Origin of the sequence: Pseudonocardia sp. D17 (assembly GCF_036984265.1) — a bacterium.
GTDB classification, from domain to species: domain Bacteria; phylum Actinomycetota; class Actinomycetes; order Mycobacteriales; family Pseudonocardiaceae; genus Pseudonocardia; species Pseudonocardia benzenivorans.
Map to the genome: position 1 here is coordinate 14,781 of NZ_BPRG01000060.1, position 15,361 is coordinate 30,141.

Here is a 15,361-nt window from a genome sequence, read left to right on the forward strand (position 1 = left end):
GGGTCAGCGGGCCGCGCGCAGGTACTCCAGTTGCGCCTTCACCGAGCTGTCCGCGGCCTTCCACAGCACGGGGTCGACGTCGGCGTACACGATCTCCACGACCTGGCGCGGCGTCGCGTCGGGGCCGAGTGTGTCCAGCGCCCGGCGCACCTGGTCGAGCCGCTCCTCGCGGTGCGCGAGATAGGCGCGGGCGGCCGCGGGCGCGTCGGCGAGCTCGGGGCCGTGCCCCGGCAGGACGTCGGTGCCGTCGGGCAGCTCGCGCAGCAGCCGCAGCGAGTCCAGGTACGGGCCCAGAGAGCCGTCCGGCTCGGCGATGACGGTCGTGCCCCGGCCGAGGATCGTGTCGCCGGTGAGGACCGCGGGGCCCGGGTCGCCGGGCCCGTCGAGCACCAGGGAGATCGAGTCGGCGGTGTGCCCGGGCGTCGACAGGATGCGCAGCTCGACCCCGGCGGCCGCGACGACGTCGCCGTGGGCCAGCGCCTCGGAACCCAGCACGAGCGACGGGTCCAGGGCCCGCACCGGCGCGCCCGTCAGCTCGGCGAACCGGCGGGCGCCGCCCGCGTGGTCGTGGTGGTGGTGGGTGAGGATCACCAGCTCGACGGGCCCCTGCGCGGCCACCCGGGCGAGGTGCTCCTCGTCGTGCTCGCCCGGATCGACGACGACGCAGCGCTCCTCGCCCGGCGCGCGCAGCACCCAGGTGTTGGTGCCCTCCAACGTCATCGGCGAGGGGTTGTGCGCCAGCAGCACCGACGCCAGCGCCGTCACCGGACGCAGCTCGCCGTAGGACGGGTGCGCGCTCATCGGGCGCCTCCCGTCCGCACGACCCCTGCCGCGACGTCCGGGTCGTAACCGGGGTCGCCGGGCAGCAGCACCCGCGGTCCCGGCCCGACGACCATGGGCAGGATCGGGCGGATCGGCCCGTCGGGCCCGGCCGCGCGCAGCGACGCCGCGTCGGGATGGCGGGCGATGTCGGTGAGGATCGCGAGCGTCGGGCGCATCAGGCCGATCTCCTTGTCGCGGTGGGCGGCTAGGGCGTCGGACGGCGACCACCACGACGCCTCGACGGCCTCGGTCGTGTGGGCGTCGGCCTCCTGCCCGTCGGGGACGAGCGCGGTGAAGAACACCGTGTCGTAGCGCCGGGGCTGCACGACCGGCGTGATCCACCGCGCCCACAGGCGCAGCAGGTCGGCGCGCAGCACCAGGCCGGCCTCGGCCAGCACGTCGCCGAACGTGCGGGTCCTGGCGACGACGTCGGCCCGGGCCTCGCCGAGGACGCCCTGGTCGACGGGGGTGCCGTCGGGGCGGGAGGCCAGCAGCACCCCGGACTCCTCGAACGTCTCGCGCACCGCCGCACGCACGAACCCGGCCGCGACCGTCGGCTCGGTGCCGAGCCGGTCGGCCCACCAGCGCGGTGCGGGACCCGACCAGGGAGCGGGATCGTCGAGGTCGGTCCGGTCGACGCCGCCGCCCGGGAAGACGGTCATCCCGCCGCCGAACGCCATGCCCGTCACCCTGCGCTGCAGGAAGATCTGGAGGCGCCCGTCGGGCCCGTCGCGCAGGAGCAGGACCGTCGACGCGGGGCGGGCGACCACGGGTTCCGCGGGGCGTTCCGCGCCGGCACTCACCGTCGCGACGTTAGCCGATCCACGGCGCGGTGCAGCGTGAGCGGGCCCACGTCACCGGGCAGGATGAGGGTATGCAACGACTGCGGATGGGCCTCGTCGGAGCCGGCCCCTGGGCGTCGACGGTGCACGCGGCGGCCATCGCCGCGCATCCCGTCGCAGAGCTCGCCGGGGTGTGGGCCCGTCGGTCCGAGGCCGCTGCGGCCGTCGCCGACGGCACGGGTGCGCGGGTGCACGCGACGTTCGACGAGCTGGTCGCCGACGTCGACGCCGTCGCGTTCGCCGTGCCTCCGGCCGTCCAGGGCGAGCTCGCTCCGCGGGCCGTCGCCGCGGGGCGCCACGTCGTGCTGGAGAAGCCGTTGGCCGCCGATCTCGCGGCCGCCGAGGGACTCGAGCGCGCGGTCGCGGACGCCGGCGTCGTGTCGACGGTGGTCCTCACGCTGCGCTACGACGCGGCGGTCCGCGCCTGGATCGCCGCACTGCCGACCGGCCCGGCGGGGCCGGACACCGTCGGCGTCGGCCGCTGGTTCTCCGGGGCGCTGCTGGGAGGCCCGTTCGCCGCGTCGGCATGGCGCGTCACGCACGGTGCGCTGCTCGACGTGGGACCGCACGTGATCGACCTGCTCGACCTCGCGCTCGGCCGGGTCCAGGGCGTCGACTGGGCGCACCGGTACGACGACGGGCTCTGGGCGTTCGGCCTCGCACACCAGGGCGGGGCGCGCAGCAGCGTGTCGATGTCGCTGCGCGTCGCGACGGACCCGACCGAGTTCGAGGTCGCCATGTTCGGCGGCGCCGGCCGGTACCTGCTGACCAGCCGGCCCGAGGACGCCACCGTCCCCTACTCGACGCTGCTCGACGAGTTCGTCGCCGACGTCGCCGCCGGGCGGACCGACGGCCCCTGCTCCGCCGCCCGGGGCCTGCACCTGCAGCGGATCACCGAGCAGGTCTCGGCCCTCGCCGGCTGACCGGCGGGACCGTCCGCCGCTCGGCTCAGCCGGCCAGGTCGGGTGGGTCGGCCTTCCCTGCGCCGTTCTCGCTCGGAGCCCCGGTCCCCTCGCGCGCGGCGAGCTCGACCTGGAGCAGGCGCAGCAGGTCGCGCTCGGTCGCGGTGAGCGTCGACATGGGGTCGACGACGCCGTCGTCCTGCTCCTCGTCCGGTGCCGTGGACGTCTCCGCGGCGGGCGGGGAGACGTGGGCCCGGCGCCGCGCGGGCCGGGGTGCCGGCCGCGGCGCGGGTTCGACGAACGGCGTCTCCGTCGCGGCGGCCGCCGGCGCATCCGTCGACGCGTGCGTCGCGCCGCCGTCCGGGCCCTCGGTCGTCGGCACGATGCCCCCGACACCCAGCGGATCGGCGGGGTCGAGGTCGACCGGCCGCTCGTCGTGGGGCGCGGCGGTCGCCGGCCGGGGTGCCGACTCGGCGAACAGGTCGTCACCGGACACCGCCGCCGTCTCGCCGTCGGTGGCGAACGGGCGGGCGAACTGCGCCGCGTGCGACGACCGGCGCGGCAGCCCCGTCCCGGCCGTCGGCGAGGCGAACAAGCCGCTCGGTGGGGTCGGGGCACCGGTCCGTGTGGTGCGGGCCGTGTCGCCGGTGGTGTCGCCGGTGGTGTCGTCGGGTCCGGCGACGTCGGCGCGCTCGCCGGTGATCGCCCGGAAACTGCCGGTGGGCTCCAGCAGGGGGTCGAGCAGCGGCTGTCGCAGCGGGCCCAGCAGCGGGTCGTTCATCTCGGCCAGCAGCGGCGGATCGCCGTCGTCGGGAGCGGTCCCGTCCTCGGGCCTCTCCTGGGGCCTGTCGCGGTCCTCGTCGTTGCCGCGGGCCGGGATTCCGACGAACGGCGCTGCGGCGCCGTCGCCGACCGGCGCGGGCCTGACGACACGCAGCACCCGGTCCGGCCTGCTGCCCTCGTCCCCGCTGCCGCCGTTCCCGCCGAGCGGGTCGTCCCCGGTGCGGTCGGTCGTGCAGGCGTCGGCGCCGCCGGGCCCGGAGTCCGGGGAGGTGCGGGCGGGCGCCCCGTAGTACGGGCCGGTGCGCGGCGGAGCGGGCGCCGGGTCCGGCGGGCCCGGCGGCAGTGCCGGATCGTCGTGGGCGTCCGTCTCCGATCGGCTGTGGGGCTCGTCCTCCGCGGCCGGTGCGTCCTCGGGACGGCCCGGCGGGGTGCGTCCGGGACCGTCCGGGGCGACCTCCTCCGGGCCGGTCACCAGCTGCGACGGCCCGGCGAGCGGGTCGACGCCGCCGTCCGTCGCGGCAGGCACGGGGGCGCCGTTGGGTGGTCGGCGCGGGCCCGCGGACGTCTCACCCTGGACCGGGTGCCCGTTCGCGCCGGTCTCGGCCGGGGCGACCCGGCCGCGCGGGTCGAGCGGACGGGCGCCGGCGGGCGGCCCGTCGGGAGCGAAGCCGATCCATTCCGGCTGCTCCCGATGGCGGGGCGCGGCAGCCGCGGGCGGGGCGAACCCGCTGTTCTGGGTGCCCTCCGGCGGGGTCGGTCGCTCGGTCGCGGCCTCGGCCGGGGCCGGCCCGACGGTCTCGGACCCGGCTGCCGCGGCCGACGGGACGCCGTTCGGCGTGGGGGCCTCGGGCGTCGGACGGGCGTGCGCGGCCCGGCCGGTGGGTCGCGGTCCGGTGGCCGACGGGTCCCCTCCGCCGTGCCGGCCGACCCCATTGGTCGGCGCGGGGGCCGGGGGGCCGTCCGGCGGCTCCGCCGCGCGTCGGCGCCGGGGGGCGGGTGCGGGCTCGGTGGCGGGGAACGTCGTCGTCGGCAGCTCGACGGCGGGCCGCGCGCCGGACGTCTCGATCGGCCCCGTCGGCGCCGAGGTCGGGCGGGCCAGGGCGGCCGGATCGACCGTCGTGGGCAGCGCCGGTGGGGGGCCGGACGCCGCGGGCGGACGGAATCGGATGGCGGAATCCGACGGCGGGTTGCCCGGTGGCGGGACGTTCGTCGGATTCGGTGGCGGGGTGCTCGGTGGCGGGGTGCTCGGCTGCTGGACGGTCGGCAGCGCCGCGCTCTCGGTCACCGGCCGCAGCGGACGCATCGGGCGCGACGCGCCGCTCACCACCGGCACCGACGCGAGCCGTCCGGTCGCGGGCGGCATCGGCGGCTGGTCGGTGATCGGCGCCGCCGGCGCGGGCGACGGCACCGGACGGGCCGTGCTCAGCGCCTCCGCGTGGTAGGCGGGCAGCGCCGAGCCCGCGACGAACACCTCGACGCCGACGGAGAGCCCGATCCGCTGCAACGTGGCCGACAGCCGGTAGGCGAGCACGTCCGCTGCGTGGTCCTCCGGGCCCGGCGTCCCGGGGATCTCGACGAGCAGCACCGGGTGCGGAACCGGGCCGGGCGCGGTGCCCGCCGGGGTGGTGCGCCACGTCAGCCAGCTGTGCCCGCCGCCCGGCCGGTGCGCGGCCAGGGCCTCCGCGACGCGCGCGCCGAGGCCGGGGGCGTCGGAGTCGGCGGCGAACCGGTGCGGCGTGCCGTTCTCGGGGGCCGCGACGGGCAGCCTGCGGTCGGCGTCGAGATCGATCCGCAGCCGTGCGGCCGCGGCGACGAGCGTCTCGCGCACGCGGGGCGGTACCTGCGTGTGCGCCGCGACCAGGGCGGCGGTGAGCAGCTCGAACGCGGGGGCGTCGTCCCCGACGGCGATGAGCTCGCGGCAGATGGCGAGGAGGTCGTCGTCGACCCTGCCGGCGAGGGCGAGCAGCAGCTCGTGTGTGGTCAGGGCCGTGGTCGAGAGTTCCGCCACGTGTCCTCCTTCGCCGCGCTCGCCGGGCTCCGGGGCGGGTCGTCGGGCCTGCTGGGCGTCGGGCCCGTCAGGACGAGGCGGCGGCTGCCGGGACGGCGGTCGCCGACCACACCGGAGCGGAGCCCACGATCGCGGCTTTGTGGTAGGGCGGGGGGTCGAGATCGACGGGCAGCACCTCGACACACGGGGTGCGCTCGCCATGGGCCCGCAACAGCCGTTGCAGTGTGCCCGTCAGGGCCCACGGACGGTCGCCCCCGAGGACGACGTGCACCGTGCGCTCGCCGAACGGTCCGCTGCGCACGCTGCGCAGGACCTCGCGCACGCCGGACGTCCCGCGAGCGACGGCGAGCACGGCGAGCTGCGCGGCGTCCCACCGGTCGGGGGCCGCGCGGAACTCGAAGGCGGGCCGCTCGGGTGCGCCGACCGGCAGGATCGCACCGACCGTGCGCCGAACGGCACCGTCGTCGCCGATCGTCGTGAGCAACAGCGAGCGCTCGTGGTCGGTGATGCCGACGCGGTTGCGCAACAGCGCCCGCGGCAACGTCGCGGCAACGGCCGCCCGGCCACCGTCGGTGTCGTCGGCGAGCCAGTCGCGCAGCCGCCAGGCGACGTCGTCGGGCAGCCGGCCGGCGAGCAGGAGCAGCAGCTCGTGGCAGGCGTCGACGGCTGCCCGGGCCACGGTCAGGCCACCTCGACGACGAGCTCGACCTCGACCGGCACGTTCAGCGGCAGCTCGGCCACCCCGACGGCGGAGCGGGCGTGCAGCCCGGCCTCGCCGAACAGCTGTCCGAGCAGATCGGATGCGCCGTTCACGACCTTCGGCTGGTCGTTGTAGCCCGGCGCGGAGGCGACGAAGCCGACCACCTTGACGATGCCGGTGATCGCGTCGATCCCGACGAGCCCGCCGACCGCGGCGATGGCGTTGAGCGCGCAGATCCTCGCCAGGTCGTAGGCCTGCTCGGTGGTCACCTCGGCGCCCACCTTGCCCTGGGCGACGACGGCGCCGTCGACGATCGGCACCTGGCCGGCCGTGTAGACCAGCGACCCCGACCGGCGCGCCGGGATGTAGGAACCGGCCGGCTTCGGCACGGAGGGGAGCGTGATCCCGAGCTCACGCAACGTGTCGGAGGGGGCCACGGCTCAGCCCTGCGCCGGCCGCTTGAAGTAGGCGACCAGCTGCTCCGCGCCCGGCTGACCCGTCGCGGTCACCGTGACGAGCTCCCAGCCGTCGCGGCCGAAGTTGTCGAGGATCGCCTTGGTGTTGTGGATCAGGAGGGGAGCGGTGAGGTACTCCCACCGGGTGGTTCCGGGCGCACTCATGGCCCGGGACTCTAGTTCCGCTACTGCGCGTGTCCGACGGCGGCTCGACCGGACGGACGTGGGGCCGCTCACCAGGCGAACGCCCGGGGACGCTCCGTACCCTGGACCGCGTGATGACTTCCGGTTGGCCCGCCGCCATGTCCGACGTGCGCCTGCACGTCGTGTCGGGCAAGGGCGGCACCGGCAAGACCACCGTCGCCGCCGCGCTGGCGCTCGCGCTGGCCGAGGGCGGCAGGCGCACCTTGCTCATCGAGGTCGAGGGCAGGCAGGGCATCGCCCAGGTCTTCGACACCGCCCCGCTGCCCTACGAGGAGCGCAAGATCGCCGTCGCTCCCGGTGGCGGCGAGGTGCGGGCGCTCGCCGTCGACGTCGAGGCCGCCCTGCTCGAGTACTTCGAGATGTTCTACCGGCTGGGCGTCGCCGGGCGGACGTTGCGGCGCATGGGCGCCATCGAGTTCGCGACGACCCTCGCCCCCGGCCTGCGCGACGTCCTGCTCACCGGCAAGGTCAAGGAGTGCGTCTCCCGCGTGCGCGACGGGCGGCGCGTGTACGACGCGGTCGTCCTCGACGCCCCGCCCACCGGGCGGCTGGTCAACTTCCTCGACGTCACCAAGGCGATGGCCGACCTGGCCAAGGCCGGGCCGATCCACAAGCAGGCCGAGGGGGTGGTCCGGTTGCTGCACTCCCCGCAGACCGCGGTGCACCTCGTCACCCTCCTCGAGGAGCTGCCGGTGACCGAGACGCTCGAGGCGGCCGACGAGCTCGCCGCCGCCGATCTGCGCACCGGTGCGGTGATCGTCAACAAGGTGCGGGAGCAGTGGTTGCCCGACCGGTCCGTCGCCCCCGCCGCCGACGGGCGCGTCGACGCCGGGCGCGTCCGCAGCGGTCTCGTCGCCGCGGGCCTCGACCTGCCCGCCGACGTGGTCGACGGGCTGGTCGCCGAGACCGTGGAGCACGCCGTCCGCGTCGCCGCGGAGAACGCGGCGATGGCCCGCCTCGACGCCGCCACCGGCCCCCGGCTGGGCCGGCTGGAGCTGCCCCAGGTGCTCGGCGGGATCGATCTCGGGTCGCTCTACGACCTGGCCGACGCGCTGGCCGAGCAGGGCGTGGGTGCCCGCCGTGCCGACGAGGTCGTCGCGTGACCCCCCGCGAGCGGCGCACCGACCCCCTCGACGTCGACGCCCTGATCGACGACCGGGACACCCGCATCGTCGTGTGCTGCGGCGCGGGTGGCGTCGGCAAGACGACGACCTCCGCCGCGCTCGCGCTGCGTGCCGCCGAGCGCGGCCGCAGCGTCGTCGTGCTGACGATCGACCCCGCGAAACGGCTGGCCCAGGCCCTCGGGCTCTCCGAGCTGTCCAACGAGCCGAGCCGTGTCGGCGCCGTCGACGGGCCGCACGCGGGCGAGCTGCACGCGATGATGCTGGACATGCGCCGGACCTTCGACGAGATGGTCCACGCCCACGCCGACCCCGACCGCGCCGAGAAGATCATCGCCAACCCCTTCTACCAGACCGTCTCCTCGTCGTTCTCCGGAACGCAGGAGTACATGGCCATGGAGAAGCTCGGCCAGCTCGCCGCGACCGACACGTGGGACCTCATCGTGGTCGACACCCCGCCGTCGCGGTCCGCGCTCGACTTCCTCGATGCGCCGCAACGGATGTCGAACTTCCTCGACGGTCGCATGATCCGGCTGCTCTCCTCGCCCGCGCGCGCGGGCGGCCGGGGCATCCGCAAGATCGTCGGCGCGGGGTTCGGGCTCTTCGCCAAGGCGGTCTCGACGATCCTCGGCGGCCAGCTCCTCGCCGACGCCTCGGCGTTCGTGCAGGCCTTCGACACGATGTTCGGCGGGTTCCGCGAGCGGGCCACCGCCACCTACGCGCTGCTGCGTTCGCCCGGTACGGCGTTCGTCGTCGTCGCGACGCCCGAGCCCGACGCCCTGCGCGAGGCGGCCTACTTCGTCGACCGGCTCTCCGCCGAGGAGATGCCCCTGGCCGGGCTGGTCCTGAACCGGACCCACCCCGTCCTGGCGCCGCTCTCGGCCGCGAAGGCGCGCGCCGCCGCGGAGTCGGCCACCGGCCAGGGCGGCAGGCTCGCCGCCGCCGTACTGCGGCTGCACGCCGACCGTGTCGACCTGGCCGACCGCGAGGACCGGCTGCTCGCCCGGTTCGCCGGGGCGCACCCGACGGTCGCCGTGACCCGGGTCCCCGCCGTCAGCGCCGACGTCTCCGACCTCGACGGCCTGCGCGAGATCGGCGCCCGCCTCGCGACGGTCGAGGACGAGCCGGTGGTCCCCGCCCTGCTCCGCGAAGCCCGCTGACCCGCAGCCCGGCCCGGTGCCGGGAGCCGTCGGCCGGGAGGCGGAACCCCGGTGCGGACGGAACGTCGGCCTGGGCCGGCGAGCCCGGGCACGGAGCGTGCATGTGCTGTCGCGCCGTGCATCCGGGAGCCGATCGGGAATCGCGCCATGGGCGTCGAGTGGTGCGGCGAAGCCCCGGTCTCGTGATCAGTGGCTGTGGTGCCCTGCCGGAGCAGGTCCCGTCGGATCACACCCGATCGCACCACTCCCGGTCCGGCGGCGTCCGTGTCGAAGGCGCGCGGAGCCCGCCGGCCAGGTGTCGTAGCGGAAGCGGCATCCGGCCAGGCCAGTGCTCACCGAGACGATCACTCGTTCTGGAGCTAGCGCTCCAGAACGAGCGGTGCTAGAAATTGGCTGCCTCACCCGGTACCCGGTGGGGCTCGTCCGCTCGGCCATGGACTCACGTCCGCTTCGCGCGGATTGCGCCGGGCCGTTCACAGCGCCGTGACGGACCGGGAGCACGCAGGTCTGCTCCCCAATCCCCCTATCGCAAGGAGAACCCATGACCGTCCGAATCGGTCTGCTCGCTCGTCTCGAGGCCAAGGCGGGCAAGGCGGATGAGCTCGCTGCCTTCCTGGAGAGCGGCCGAGCCATCGCAGAGGCCGAGGAAGGGACCGTCACCTGGTACGCCTTCCGCATTGACGAGAACACCTTCGGCATCTTCGACACGTTCGAGACCGAGGATGCCCGACAGGCCCACATCAACGGCGAAATCCCGAAGGCTCTGGCCAACGTCGGGCCGGACCTGCTCGCGACCGACCCCGACATCCGCCCGGTCGACATCGTCGCTGTGCTCTGACCCGAGACGTCCCGCCCGAAGGGGGAGTCCTCGCACCTGGCCCGCGCACCACATCGGGATCGATCGCGCCATGCACCTCGCCCTCGATCCCGGTGCCGGGCACGACCGATCCGGGCGACACCGTCGTGCTCGAGACCAGGGACGGGTTCGACGACCGGCTCGGATCGGACTCCGCCGAATCGACCTCGCGCACACGAAGGTTCGGCCTGACGTCGTCGTGGCCGGCGATGCCGATGCGTGCTCGGAGCAGGACCGATGGCGGCACCCTGTCGCCGACCGTCGCCCTGCGAGGCGATCCGGACGCCGACGACCTTCCCGGGACGTCGCGCCCGACCCGGCCACGACCTCGTGGACGTCAGGCGCGCTGTCGCCAAGGCCCCGGGTGATCGCCGGCTCTCGGGACGTGCGCGTTCCGAGTCGCGCTGGTGGGCCTTCTGGGTCGTCTGGTCGTCCGCGGCTGGATCGCGCGAGGGTGGTGATCGCGGACTGCGGGACATGAGCGCAGTGCATTGCGGTGATGGCCCGTGCCTGGCGATCATCCGGTTGCCGCTGTGGCCTGTGCACGCCGGGCCGCGCAGTGGCGCCGGACCTTCCCCGCGCGAGAACCGCACCTGGATCCGGCTGGGTCCACCCCGGTCCTGCTGGCGCCGGGGACTGGTGCGACCGGTGCCGGCAATAGCCGGCCCGGCGTCCCGACGAGTCCGTCTCGGCCATCGCCACGGACCCGCCGGCGGCTACCGGATGAGGTGGATCGGGACGCCGAACGCCGCGATGTCGCCGATCCTGGTCCATGCCGCGTCCGCGGTCAGCGCGGGTCGGTCGAGCCGCGCGGCCAGCGCGAGGCAGCAGCGGTCGCCCAGCGACAGGCCGGCCTCGCGGCCGGGTTCCCAGAACGCGGCCGCGGTCGCCGCGTCGTCGAGGGTGAACGGCTCGACGATCACGCCGAGGACCCGGACCTGGTGCAGGGTGCGTGCGGCGTCGACACCGTGTTGGGCAAGTTTCTGCCCGACCTCCGACCAGCTCACCGTGCTGATCGCCGCGCCGGCGAGGTGGGGCTCGACGACGTCGGCGCCCGGTTCGGCGCGCAGCCATGCCAGCAGCGCCGAGGCGTCGAGCACCATGCGGTCGGCCGGCGCGTCGGCAGGAGGTTCGCTCATCGCTCCGGGTCCGGGTCGTCGTCGGCACCGCCGGTCGCGTCGTCGGCGTCGGGCTGCTCGTCGGCTGCGGTGATCCCGCCGGCCTCGGCCCGCGCCTCGGCCCGCCGCTCGGCCGCGAGCTCGTCGACCACCGAGCCGGTGCCCTCCCAGGCCGCCGCCACCTCGCGACGGATCCGCGCGGCCAGCTGTGCGCGGGTCTCGATCACGACCCGTCCGTCCTCGACGTGGATGAGAACGGAGTCGCCGGGCTCGATCCCCGCGGCCCTGCGCACCTGCGCCGGAATCGTCACCCTCCCCTGATTGTTGACGGACACCTCGATACTGGGGCTGGCTTCGTCTGACTGTGTCACATCGCCAGGGTGTCAGACATGGCTCCCTGTGACTCGTTTCGATGACCGACGAATGCAGCCGGAGGGCCCGGCGCCGGACGGCAGCCGTCATGCAGCGACACACCGGCGTCCCCCGCCCGTCCGCCGCGGTGATCGCCGTTAGCGGGACGCGGTCGTCGCACGCGGCTCGCGAGGGGTGATCGCCGTCGGCGGGACATGACGGACGCCAACCGCGCCGAGCAGCGCCGCCCGATCACCCACGACCGACCCCGACGTCCGACGCGCCGCCCTCCCCAGGAACGGCACACCCCGATGGACGCCGGGGCCGGTACGGGCGCGCCGCCGTCCCCACTGTGCGACGGCGCGGGTCTCAGGCCGACTTCTCCATCGCGGTCGCCGCGGCAGCTCGGGCGGCGGTGACCTCGGCCGTGTAGTGCGCGGTCCGCGCCTCCCCCAACAGCTCGGCCCACGACGCGACGTCGGGCCGGCTGCGCAGCAGGGCCCGTCGCTCCCGCTCGGTCATCCCGCCCCAGACACCGAACTCGATCCGCTCGTCGAGCGCGTGCGCGAGGCACTCGGTGCGCACGGGGCAGGCGAAGCAGAAGCCGCGCGCCTCGCGCTGCGCGGCACCGGTGACGAAGAGACCGTCGCCGTCGGAGGTGCGGCAGCGAGCGGCGACCCGCCAGTTCCAGGTGCTGGTCTTCGTCCTGCGCGCCGTCGTGGTCATGGCCCCGAGCCCCCGATTTCCGTCCGGTCCGTCGCCGCGCGCCCTGCGCGACCTCGCTGAGACGAATCGTCGGATGGTTCGGTTCCGCCGTATAGAGAGTAGTTCTACTCAACTTCCCGCCTGCGTCGCCTGACGGGACTGTCACCTCTGTCCGCGTACTGTGGTGCCCCGTGAGGTTGCCTCCCCACGTCCGCCGGCCGATCGGCATGCTGCTCGGACTGTGTCTGCTGGCCGGTGTCGTCGCCGCAGGCATGGCCTTCCCGTTCGCCGCGGGCGTGGGCCTGCTGTCGAACGACGCGGGCGACGGCGTCAACAACTCCTCGACCGACCTGCTCGACGGCGCCCTCCCGCTGCGGACGACGATCCTCGACTCCGCGGGTGAGCCCGTGGCCTACCTGTTCGACCAGAACCGGCAGGCCGTCACGGCCGACCAGATCTCGCCGGCGATGAAGGCCGCGATCGTCGCGATCGAGGACCGGCGCTTCTACCAGCACCAGGGCGTCGACTGGCAGGGCACGATGCGTGCGGTCATCGCCAACTCGGCGTCGGGCGACGTCGTGCAGGGCGCCTCCACGCTCACCCAGCAGTACGTCAAGAACTACATGCTCTACGTCGAGGCGAAGACCGACAGCGAGCGGTTGAAGGCGACCGAGCAGACGCCCGCCCGCAAGCTCAAGGAGGCGCGGATCGCGCTGCAGATGGAGCGCAGTCTCTCCAAGGAGGACATCCTCACCCGCTACCTCAACATCGTGTTCTGGGGCAACGGGGCCTACGGCATCGCGTCGGCGGCGCGCACGTACTTCGGCACGACGGCCGACAAGCTCACCGTCGCGCAGGCCGCCCTGCTGGCGGGAATGGTCCGCAGCACCACGGCCTTCGACCCGGTGGCCAACCCGCAGGCGGCGCTCGACCGTCGCAACCTGGTGATCACGCAGATGCGGGAACAGGGCATGATCGACGACGCCCAGGCCCGCGAGGCGGTGGCCAGCCCACTCGGCGTCGTGTCGCCGCTCAACGTGCAGCCCAACGGCTGTATCGGCGCGGGCGACGCCGGCTACTTCTGCAAGTACGTGGTCGAGTACCTCAGCGAGGCGGGCTTCCCGGTCGACCAGCTCACCCGCGGCGGCTACACGATCCGCTCCACGCTGGACCGCGGGATGCTGCAGAAGATGAAGGCCTCGCTCGACGCCGAGGTCCCGCCGACGCAGCCCAACGTCGCCAACGTGATGTCGCTCGTGCAGCCCGGCCAGGACAAGCACCGCGTCCTCGCGATGGGCTCGAGCCGCACGTTCGGCCTCGACGCCAGCAAGCAGCAGACCAGCTACGGCCTGCCGTACCAGCCGGTCAACCTCGGCGCGGGCTCGGTGTACAAGATCTTCACGGCGGCCACGGCGCTGGAGAAGGGCCTCGGCATCAACTACACGCTCGCCGTGCCGCCGAGCGGGTACGCCTCCCCGATCTACATCGACGGCAACGGCCGCCCGGTCCCCGTCGCCAACGCCGGCAACTACCCCGACCGCATGACGCTGACCGACGCGCTGGCCACCTCGCCGAACACCGCGTTCGTGAAGCTGGAGGAGTTCACCGGGGTGCCCGACGTCGTCGACATGTCGGTGCGGCTGGGGATGAAGTCGCTGGCCACGACGCCCTTCGTCGACCCCAACACGCGCCGCCGGACCGACCGCTCGATCGCGGAGGTCACCAAGGCGCAGAAGCTGGCGTCGTTCACCCTCGGTGTCACGCCGACGAGCGTGCTCGAGCTGGCCAACGTCGGCGCGACGCTCTACAGCGCCGGCAAGTGGTGCCCCCCCACCCCGATCGAGTCGGTGACCGACGCCGCCGGCCGGCCCGTGCCGGTCATCGAGGCTCCCTGCGAGCAGGCCGTCGAGCCCGAGCTGGCGAACACGCTGGTCAACGCCCTGAGCAAGGACGACCTGATCGGCACCGCCGCCGGTGCCGCGCGGCAGGTCGGCTGGAACCGCCCGATGCTCGGCAAGACCGGGACGACGCAGCAGCACAAGTCCGCGGCGTTCGTCGGCGCGGTCCCGCAGCTGGCCGGCGCGGTCATCACGTTCGACAACTCCAACGCGCCCAAGCCGTTGTGCGACGGTGCCGGCGCGCCCTTCGCCTGCCGCAGCGGCAACATCTTCGGGGGCAAGACGCCGGCCGAGACGTGGTTCGGCGCGGTGACGCCGATCCTCGAGGGCCAGCCGGTGCTGCCGCTGCCGCCCACCGCCGACCGCTTCCTCACCGGTGGTGCCGAGACCCGCGTGCCCGACGTCATCGGGCGCGGGCAGGCCGACGCGACCTCGGTCCTGCAGCGGGCCAACTGGCGGGTGTCCGTGCGGACCGTCGACAACAACGCGCCCAGGGGCACCGTCGTCGGGCAGAGCCCCCGCGGTACCGCGCTGCCCGGCGAGACGATCATCCTGCAGATCTCCAGCGGCACCGTCCCCGAGGCGCCGCCGGCTCCTGGCGACGAGACGACCACGCCCCCGGCCCCGCCCGACGACGGCGGAGGCGAGGGGGGCCGGCCGGGCGGCTGACGCGCGCGACGCGCCGCTTCCACGGATCGACCGGACGATCGCCTCGACCTAGCATCCCGTGTATGGGGCGGGGGCCGGTCGATCCACTGTGGGAGCCCGACGGAACCGCCGACCCCGCGCTCGCGGAGCCTGCGACCGGCCTGCCCGGTTTCGAGCTCCCGCCGCTGGAGCTCCCGACGGTCGACGGCGGCGGCCGCGTGACCGGGCTCGCGGGCGGCGACGTCGATCTCGCGACGTACGACAACCCGGACACGCCCCCGCCCGCAGCGGGGACCGTCGCCTGGCTGGTGGCGCAGCGGGCTGCCGCGGCGCGTGCAGCGGCGGTCGGCTCCGCGGAAGCGGTGCGCCCAGATGTGCCGGCGACACCGCCGCCGACGGCTCGCCCGGCGTCGGGTTCGGCCTCGGCCGCTGTGGTGGAGCCGCGTCGGGAACCGGGCACCGTCGCGGGGCCTCCCGCCGCGCCCGCGCCCGCGCCCGACCCCGCGCCCGGGACGGTCGACCGTCCCGGCCGGACGTCGCGACACGCCGATCAGGACCGCGCCACCCGGGGCGCTGCCGTCGCCCCCCACCAACCGACGACGGCTCCGGACCCGGGCGCCACGCTCGAGGCCGCCGCGCAGGACCCCGCAATGCGCGACGGGTCCGCCCACGACCCCGCCCACGACCCCGCCCACGACCTTGCCCACGACCCCGCCGCCGACGACCCGGCTGCGCGCGATCACGCAGCGCACGAGCCCGCGGTGCCGGCGCCGCGGCCGGCGGTGCCG

14 protein-coding genes and 1 pseudogene are annotated in these 15,361 nt (G+C 75.0%); 6 read left to right on the forward strand and 9 right to left on the reverse strand.

From position 1 onward, the window contains the following. Nucleotides 1-3: 3 nt before the first annotated feature. Both PSD17_RS12815 and PSD17_RS12820 read right to left on the reverse strand, forming a co-directional pair. Nucleotides 4-801, reverse strand: a complete 798-nt coding sequence (locus PSD17_RS12815; protein ID WP_013678476.1) for an MBL fold metallo-hydrolase — start codon at nt 799-801, stop codon at nt 4-6. After that, nucleotides 798-1,625: an NUDIX hydrolase gene (locus tag PSD17_RS12820; protein WP_339122751.1), complete on the reverse strand. Its 828-nt coding sequence runs from the start codon at nt 1,623-1,625 to the stop codon at nt 798-800. The genes PSD17_RS12815 and PSD17_RS12820 overlap by 4 nt, the downstream gene beginning before the upstream one ends. A gap of 71 nt (nt 1,626-1,696) precedes the next feature. On the opposite strand from PSD17_RS12820, the gene PSD17_RS12825 reads away from it, so the two are divergent. Further along, nucleotides 1,697-2,587 carry a Gfo/Idh/MocA family protein gene (locus tag PSD17_RS12825; RefSeq protein ID WP_013678474.1) on the forward strand — a complete coding sequence of 297 codons (891 nt, stop codon included), beginning with the start codon at nt 1,697-1,699 and terminating at the stop codon, nt 2,585-2,587. A 25-nt stretch (nt 2,588-2,612) separates the two neighbouring features. Here the strand turns inward: PSD17_RS12825 and PSD17_RS12830 are convergent, their stop codons facing one another. The 4 genes from PSD17_RS12830 to PSD17_RS12845 form a co-directional block, all read right to left on the reverse strand. Then, nucleotides 2,613-5,357, reverse strand: coding sequence for a hypothetical protein (locus tag PSD17_RS12830; RefSeq protein WP_339122752.1), 2,745 nt, complete (start codon nt 5,355-5,357; stop codon nt 2,613-2,615). Between the two features lie 67 nt (nt 5,358-5,424). Next, the gene (locus tag PSD17_RS12835; protein ID WP_013678472.1) at nt 5,425-6,036 is read right to left on the reverse strand and encodes a hypothetical protein; all 612 of its coding nucleotides are present in this window, start codon (nt 6,034-6,036) and stop codon (nt 5,425-5,427) included. 2 nt (nt 6,037-6,038) lie between these two features. After that, a complete protein-coding gene (locus tag PSD17_RS12840) occupies nt 6,039-6,494 on the reverse strand; it encodes a RidA family protein (protein ID WP_339122753.1) in 456 nt (151 codons plus the stop codon). A gap of 3 nt (nt 6,495-6,497) precedes the next feature. Next, on the reverse strand, nt 6,498-6,677 hold the full coding sequence (locus PSD17_RS12845; protein ID WP_013678470.1) for a DUF4177 domain-containing protein: 180 nt from the start codon (nt 6,675-6,677) through the stop codon (nt 6,498-6,500). A 113-nt stretch (nt 6,678-6,790) separates the two neighbouring features. Here PSD17_RS12845 and PSD17_RS12850 point away from each other — a divergent pair, with 113 nt between their 5' ends. From PSD17_RS12850 to PSD17_RS12860, 3 genes are all read left to right on the forward strand, one after another. After that, nucleotides 6,791-7,819, forward strand: a complete 1,029-nt coding sequence (locus PSD17_RS12850) for an ArsA-related P-loop ATPase (RefSeq protein ID WP_013678469.1) — start codon at nt 6,791-6,793, stop codon at nt 7,817-7,819. After that, nucleotides 7,816-8,997 carry an ArsA family ATPase gene (locus PSD17_RS12855; protein WP_013678468.1) on the forward strand — a complete coding sequence of 394 codons (1,182 nt, stop codon included), beginning with the start codon at nt 7,816-7,818 and terminating at the stop codon, nt 8,995-8,997. Before PSD17_RS12850 ends, PSD17_RS12855 begins: the two co-directional genes overlap by 4 nt. A 541-nt stretch (nt 8,998-9,538) precedes the next feature. Continuing rightward, entirely contained in the window at nt 9,539-9,835 is a 297-nt protein-coding gene (locus PSD17_RS12860; protein WP_339122754.1) for a putative quinol monooxygenase, read from the forward strand. A gap of 734 nt (nt 9,836-10,569) precedes the next feature. Here PSD17_RS12860 and PSD17_RS12865 read toward each other — a convergent pair. The 3 genes from PSD17_RS12865 to PSD17_RS12875 all read right to left on the reverse strand — a co-directional run bounded on the left by PSD17_RS12865 (nt 10,570) and on the right by PSD17_RS12875 (nt 12,048). Next, nucleotides 10,570-10,992 carry a PIN domain-containing protein gene (locus tag PSD17_RS12865; RefSeq protein ID WP_013678466.1) on the reverse strand — a complete coding sequence of 141 codons (423 nt, stop codon included), beginning with the start codon at nt 10,990-10,992 and terminating at the stop codon, nt 10,570-10,572. Beyond that, nucleotides 10,989-11,342 carry an AbrB/MazE/SpoVT family DNA-binding domain-containing protein gene (locus tag PSD17_RS12870; protein WP_339122755.1) on the reverse strand — a complete coding sequence of 118 codons (354 nt, stop codon included), beginning with the start codon at nt 11,340-11,342 and terminating at the stop codon, nt 10,989-10,991. Before PSD17_RS12870 ends, PSD17_RS12865 begins: the two co-directional genes overlap by 4 nt. A gap of 349 nt (nt 11,343-11,691) precedes the next feature. Next, a complete protein-coding gene (locus PSD17_RS12875) occupies nt 11,692-12,048 on the reverse strand; it encodes a WhiB family transcriptional regulator (protein WP_013678464.1) in 357 nt (118 codons plus the stop codon). Nucleotides 12,049-12,218: 170 nt separating this feature from the next. On the opposite strand from PSD17_RS12875, the gene PSD17_RS12880 reads away from it, so the two are divergent. After that, a complete protein-coding gene (locus PSD17_RS12880) occupies nt 12,219-14,594 on the forward strand; it encodes a transglycosylase domain-containing protein (protein WP_233899229.1) in 2,376 nt (791 codons plus the stop codon). Between the two features lie 62 nt (nt 14,595-14,656). Beyond that, nucleotides 14,657-15,361: pseudogene (locus tag PSD17_RS12885) on the forward strand (hypothetical protein); the annotation flags it as partial.

Excerpts from the sequence above, each read along its gene's own strand:
- PSD17_RS12815 (WP_013678476.1), bottom strand. The coding sequence starts at position 801 with ATGAGCGCGCACCCGTCCTACGGCGAGCTGCGTCCGGTGACGGCGCTG.
- PSD17_RS12825 (WP_013678474.1), top strand. The coding sequence starts at position 1,697 with ATGCAACGACTGCGGATGGGCCTCGTCGGAGCCGGCCCCTGGGCGTCG.
- PSD17_RS12845 (WP_013678470.1), bottom strand. The coding sequence starts at position 6,677 with ATGAGTGCGCCCGGAACCACCCGGTGGGAGTACCTCACCGCTCCCCTC.
- PSD17_RS12850 (WP_013678469.1), top strand. The coding sequence starts at position 6,791 with ATGACTTCCGGTTGGCCCGCCGCCATGTCCGACGTGCGCCTGCACGTC.
- PSD17_RS12860 (WP_339122754.1), top strand. The coding sequence starts at position 9,539 with ATGACCGTCCGAATCGGTCTGCTCGCTCGTCTCGAGGCCAAGGCGGGC.
- PSD17_RS12865 (WP_013678466.1), bottom strand. The coding sequence starts at position 10,992 with ATGAGCGAACCTCCTGCCGACGCGCCGGCCGACCGCATGGTGCTCGAC.
- PSD17_RS12875 (WP_013678464.1), bottom strand. The coding sequence starts at position 12,048 with ATGACCACGACGGCGCGCAGGACGAAGACCAGCACCTGGAACTGGCGG.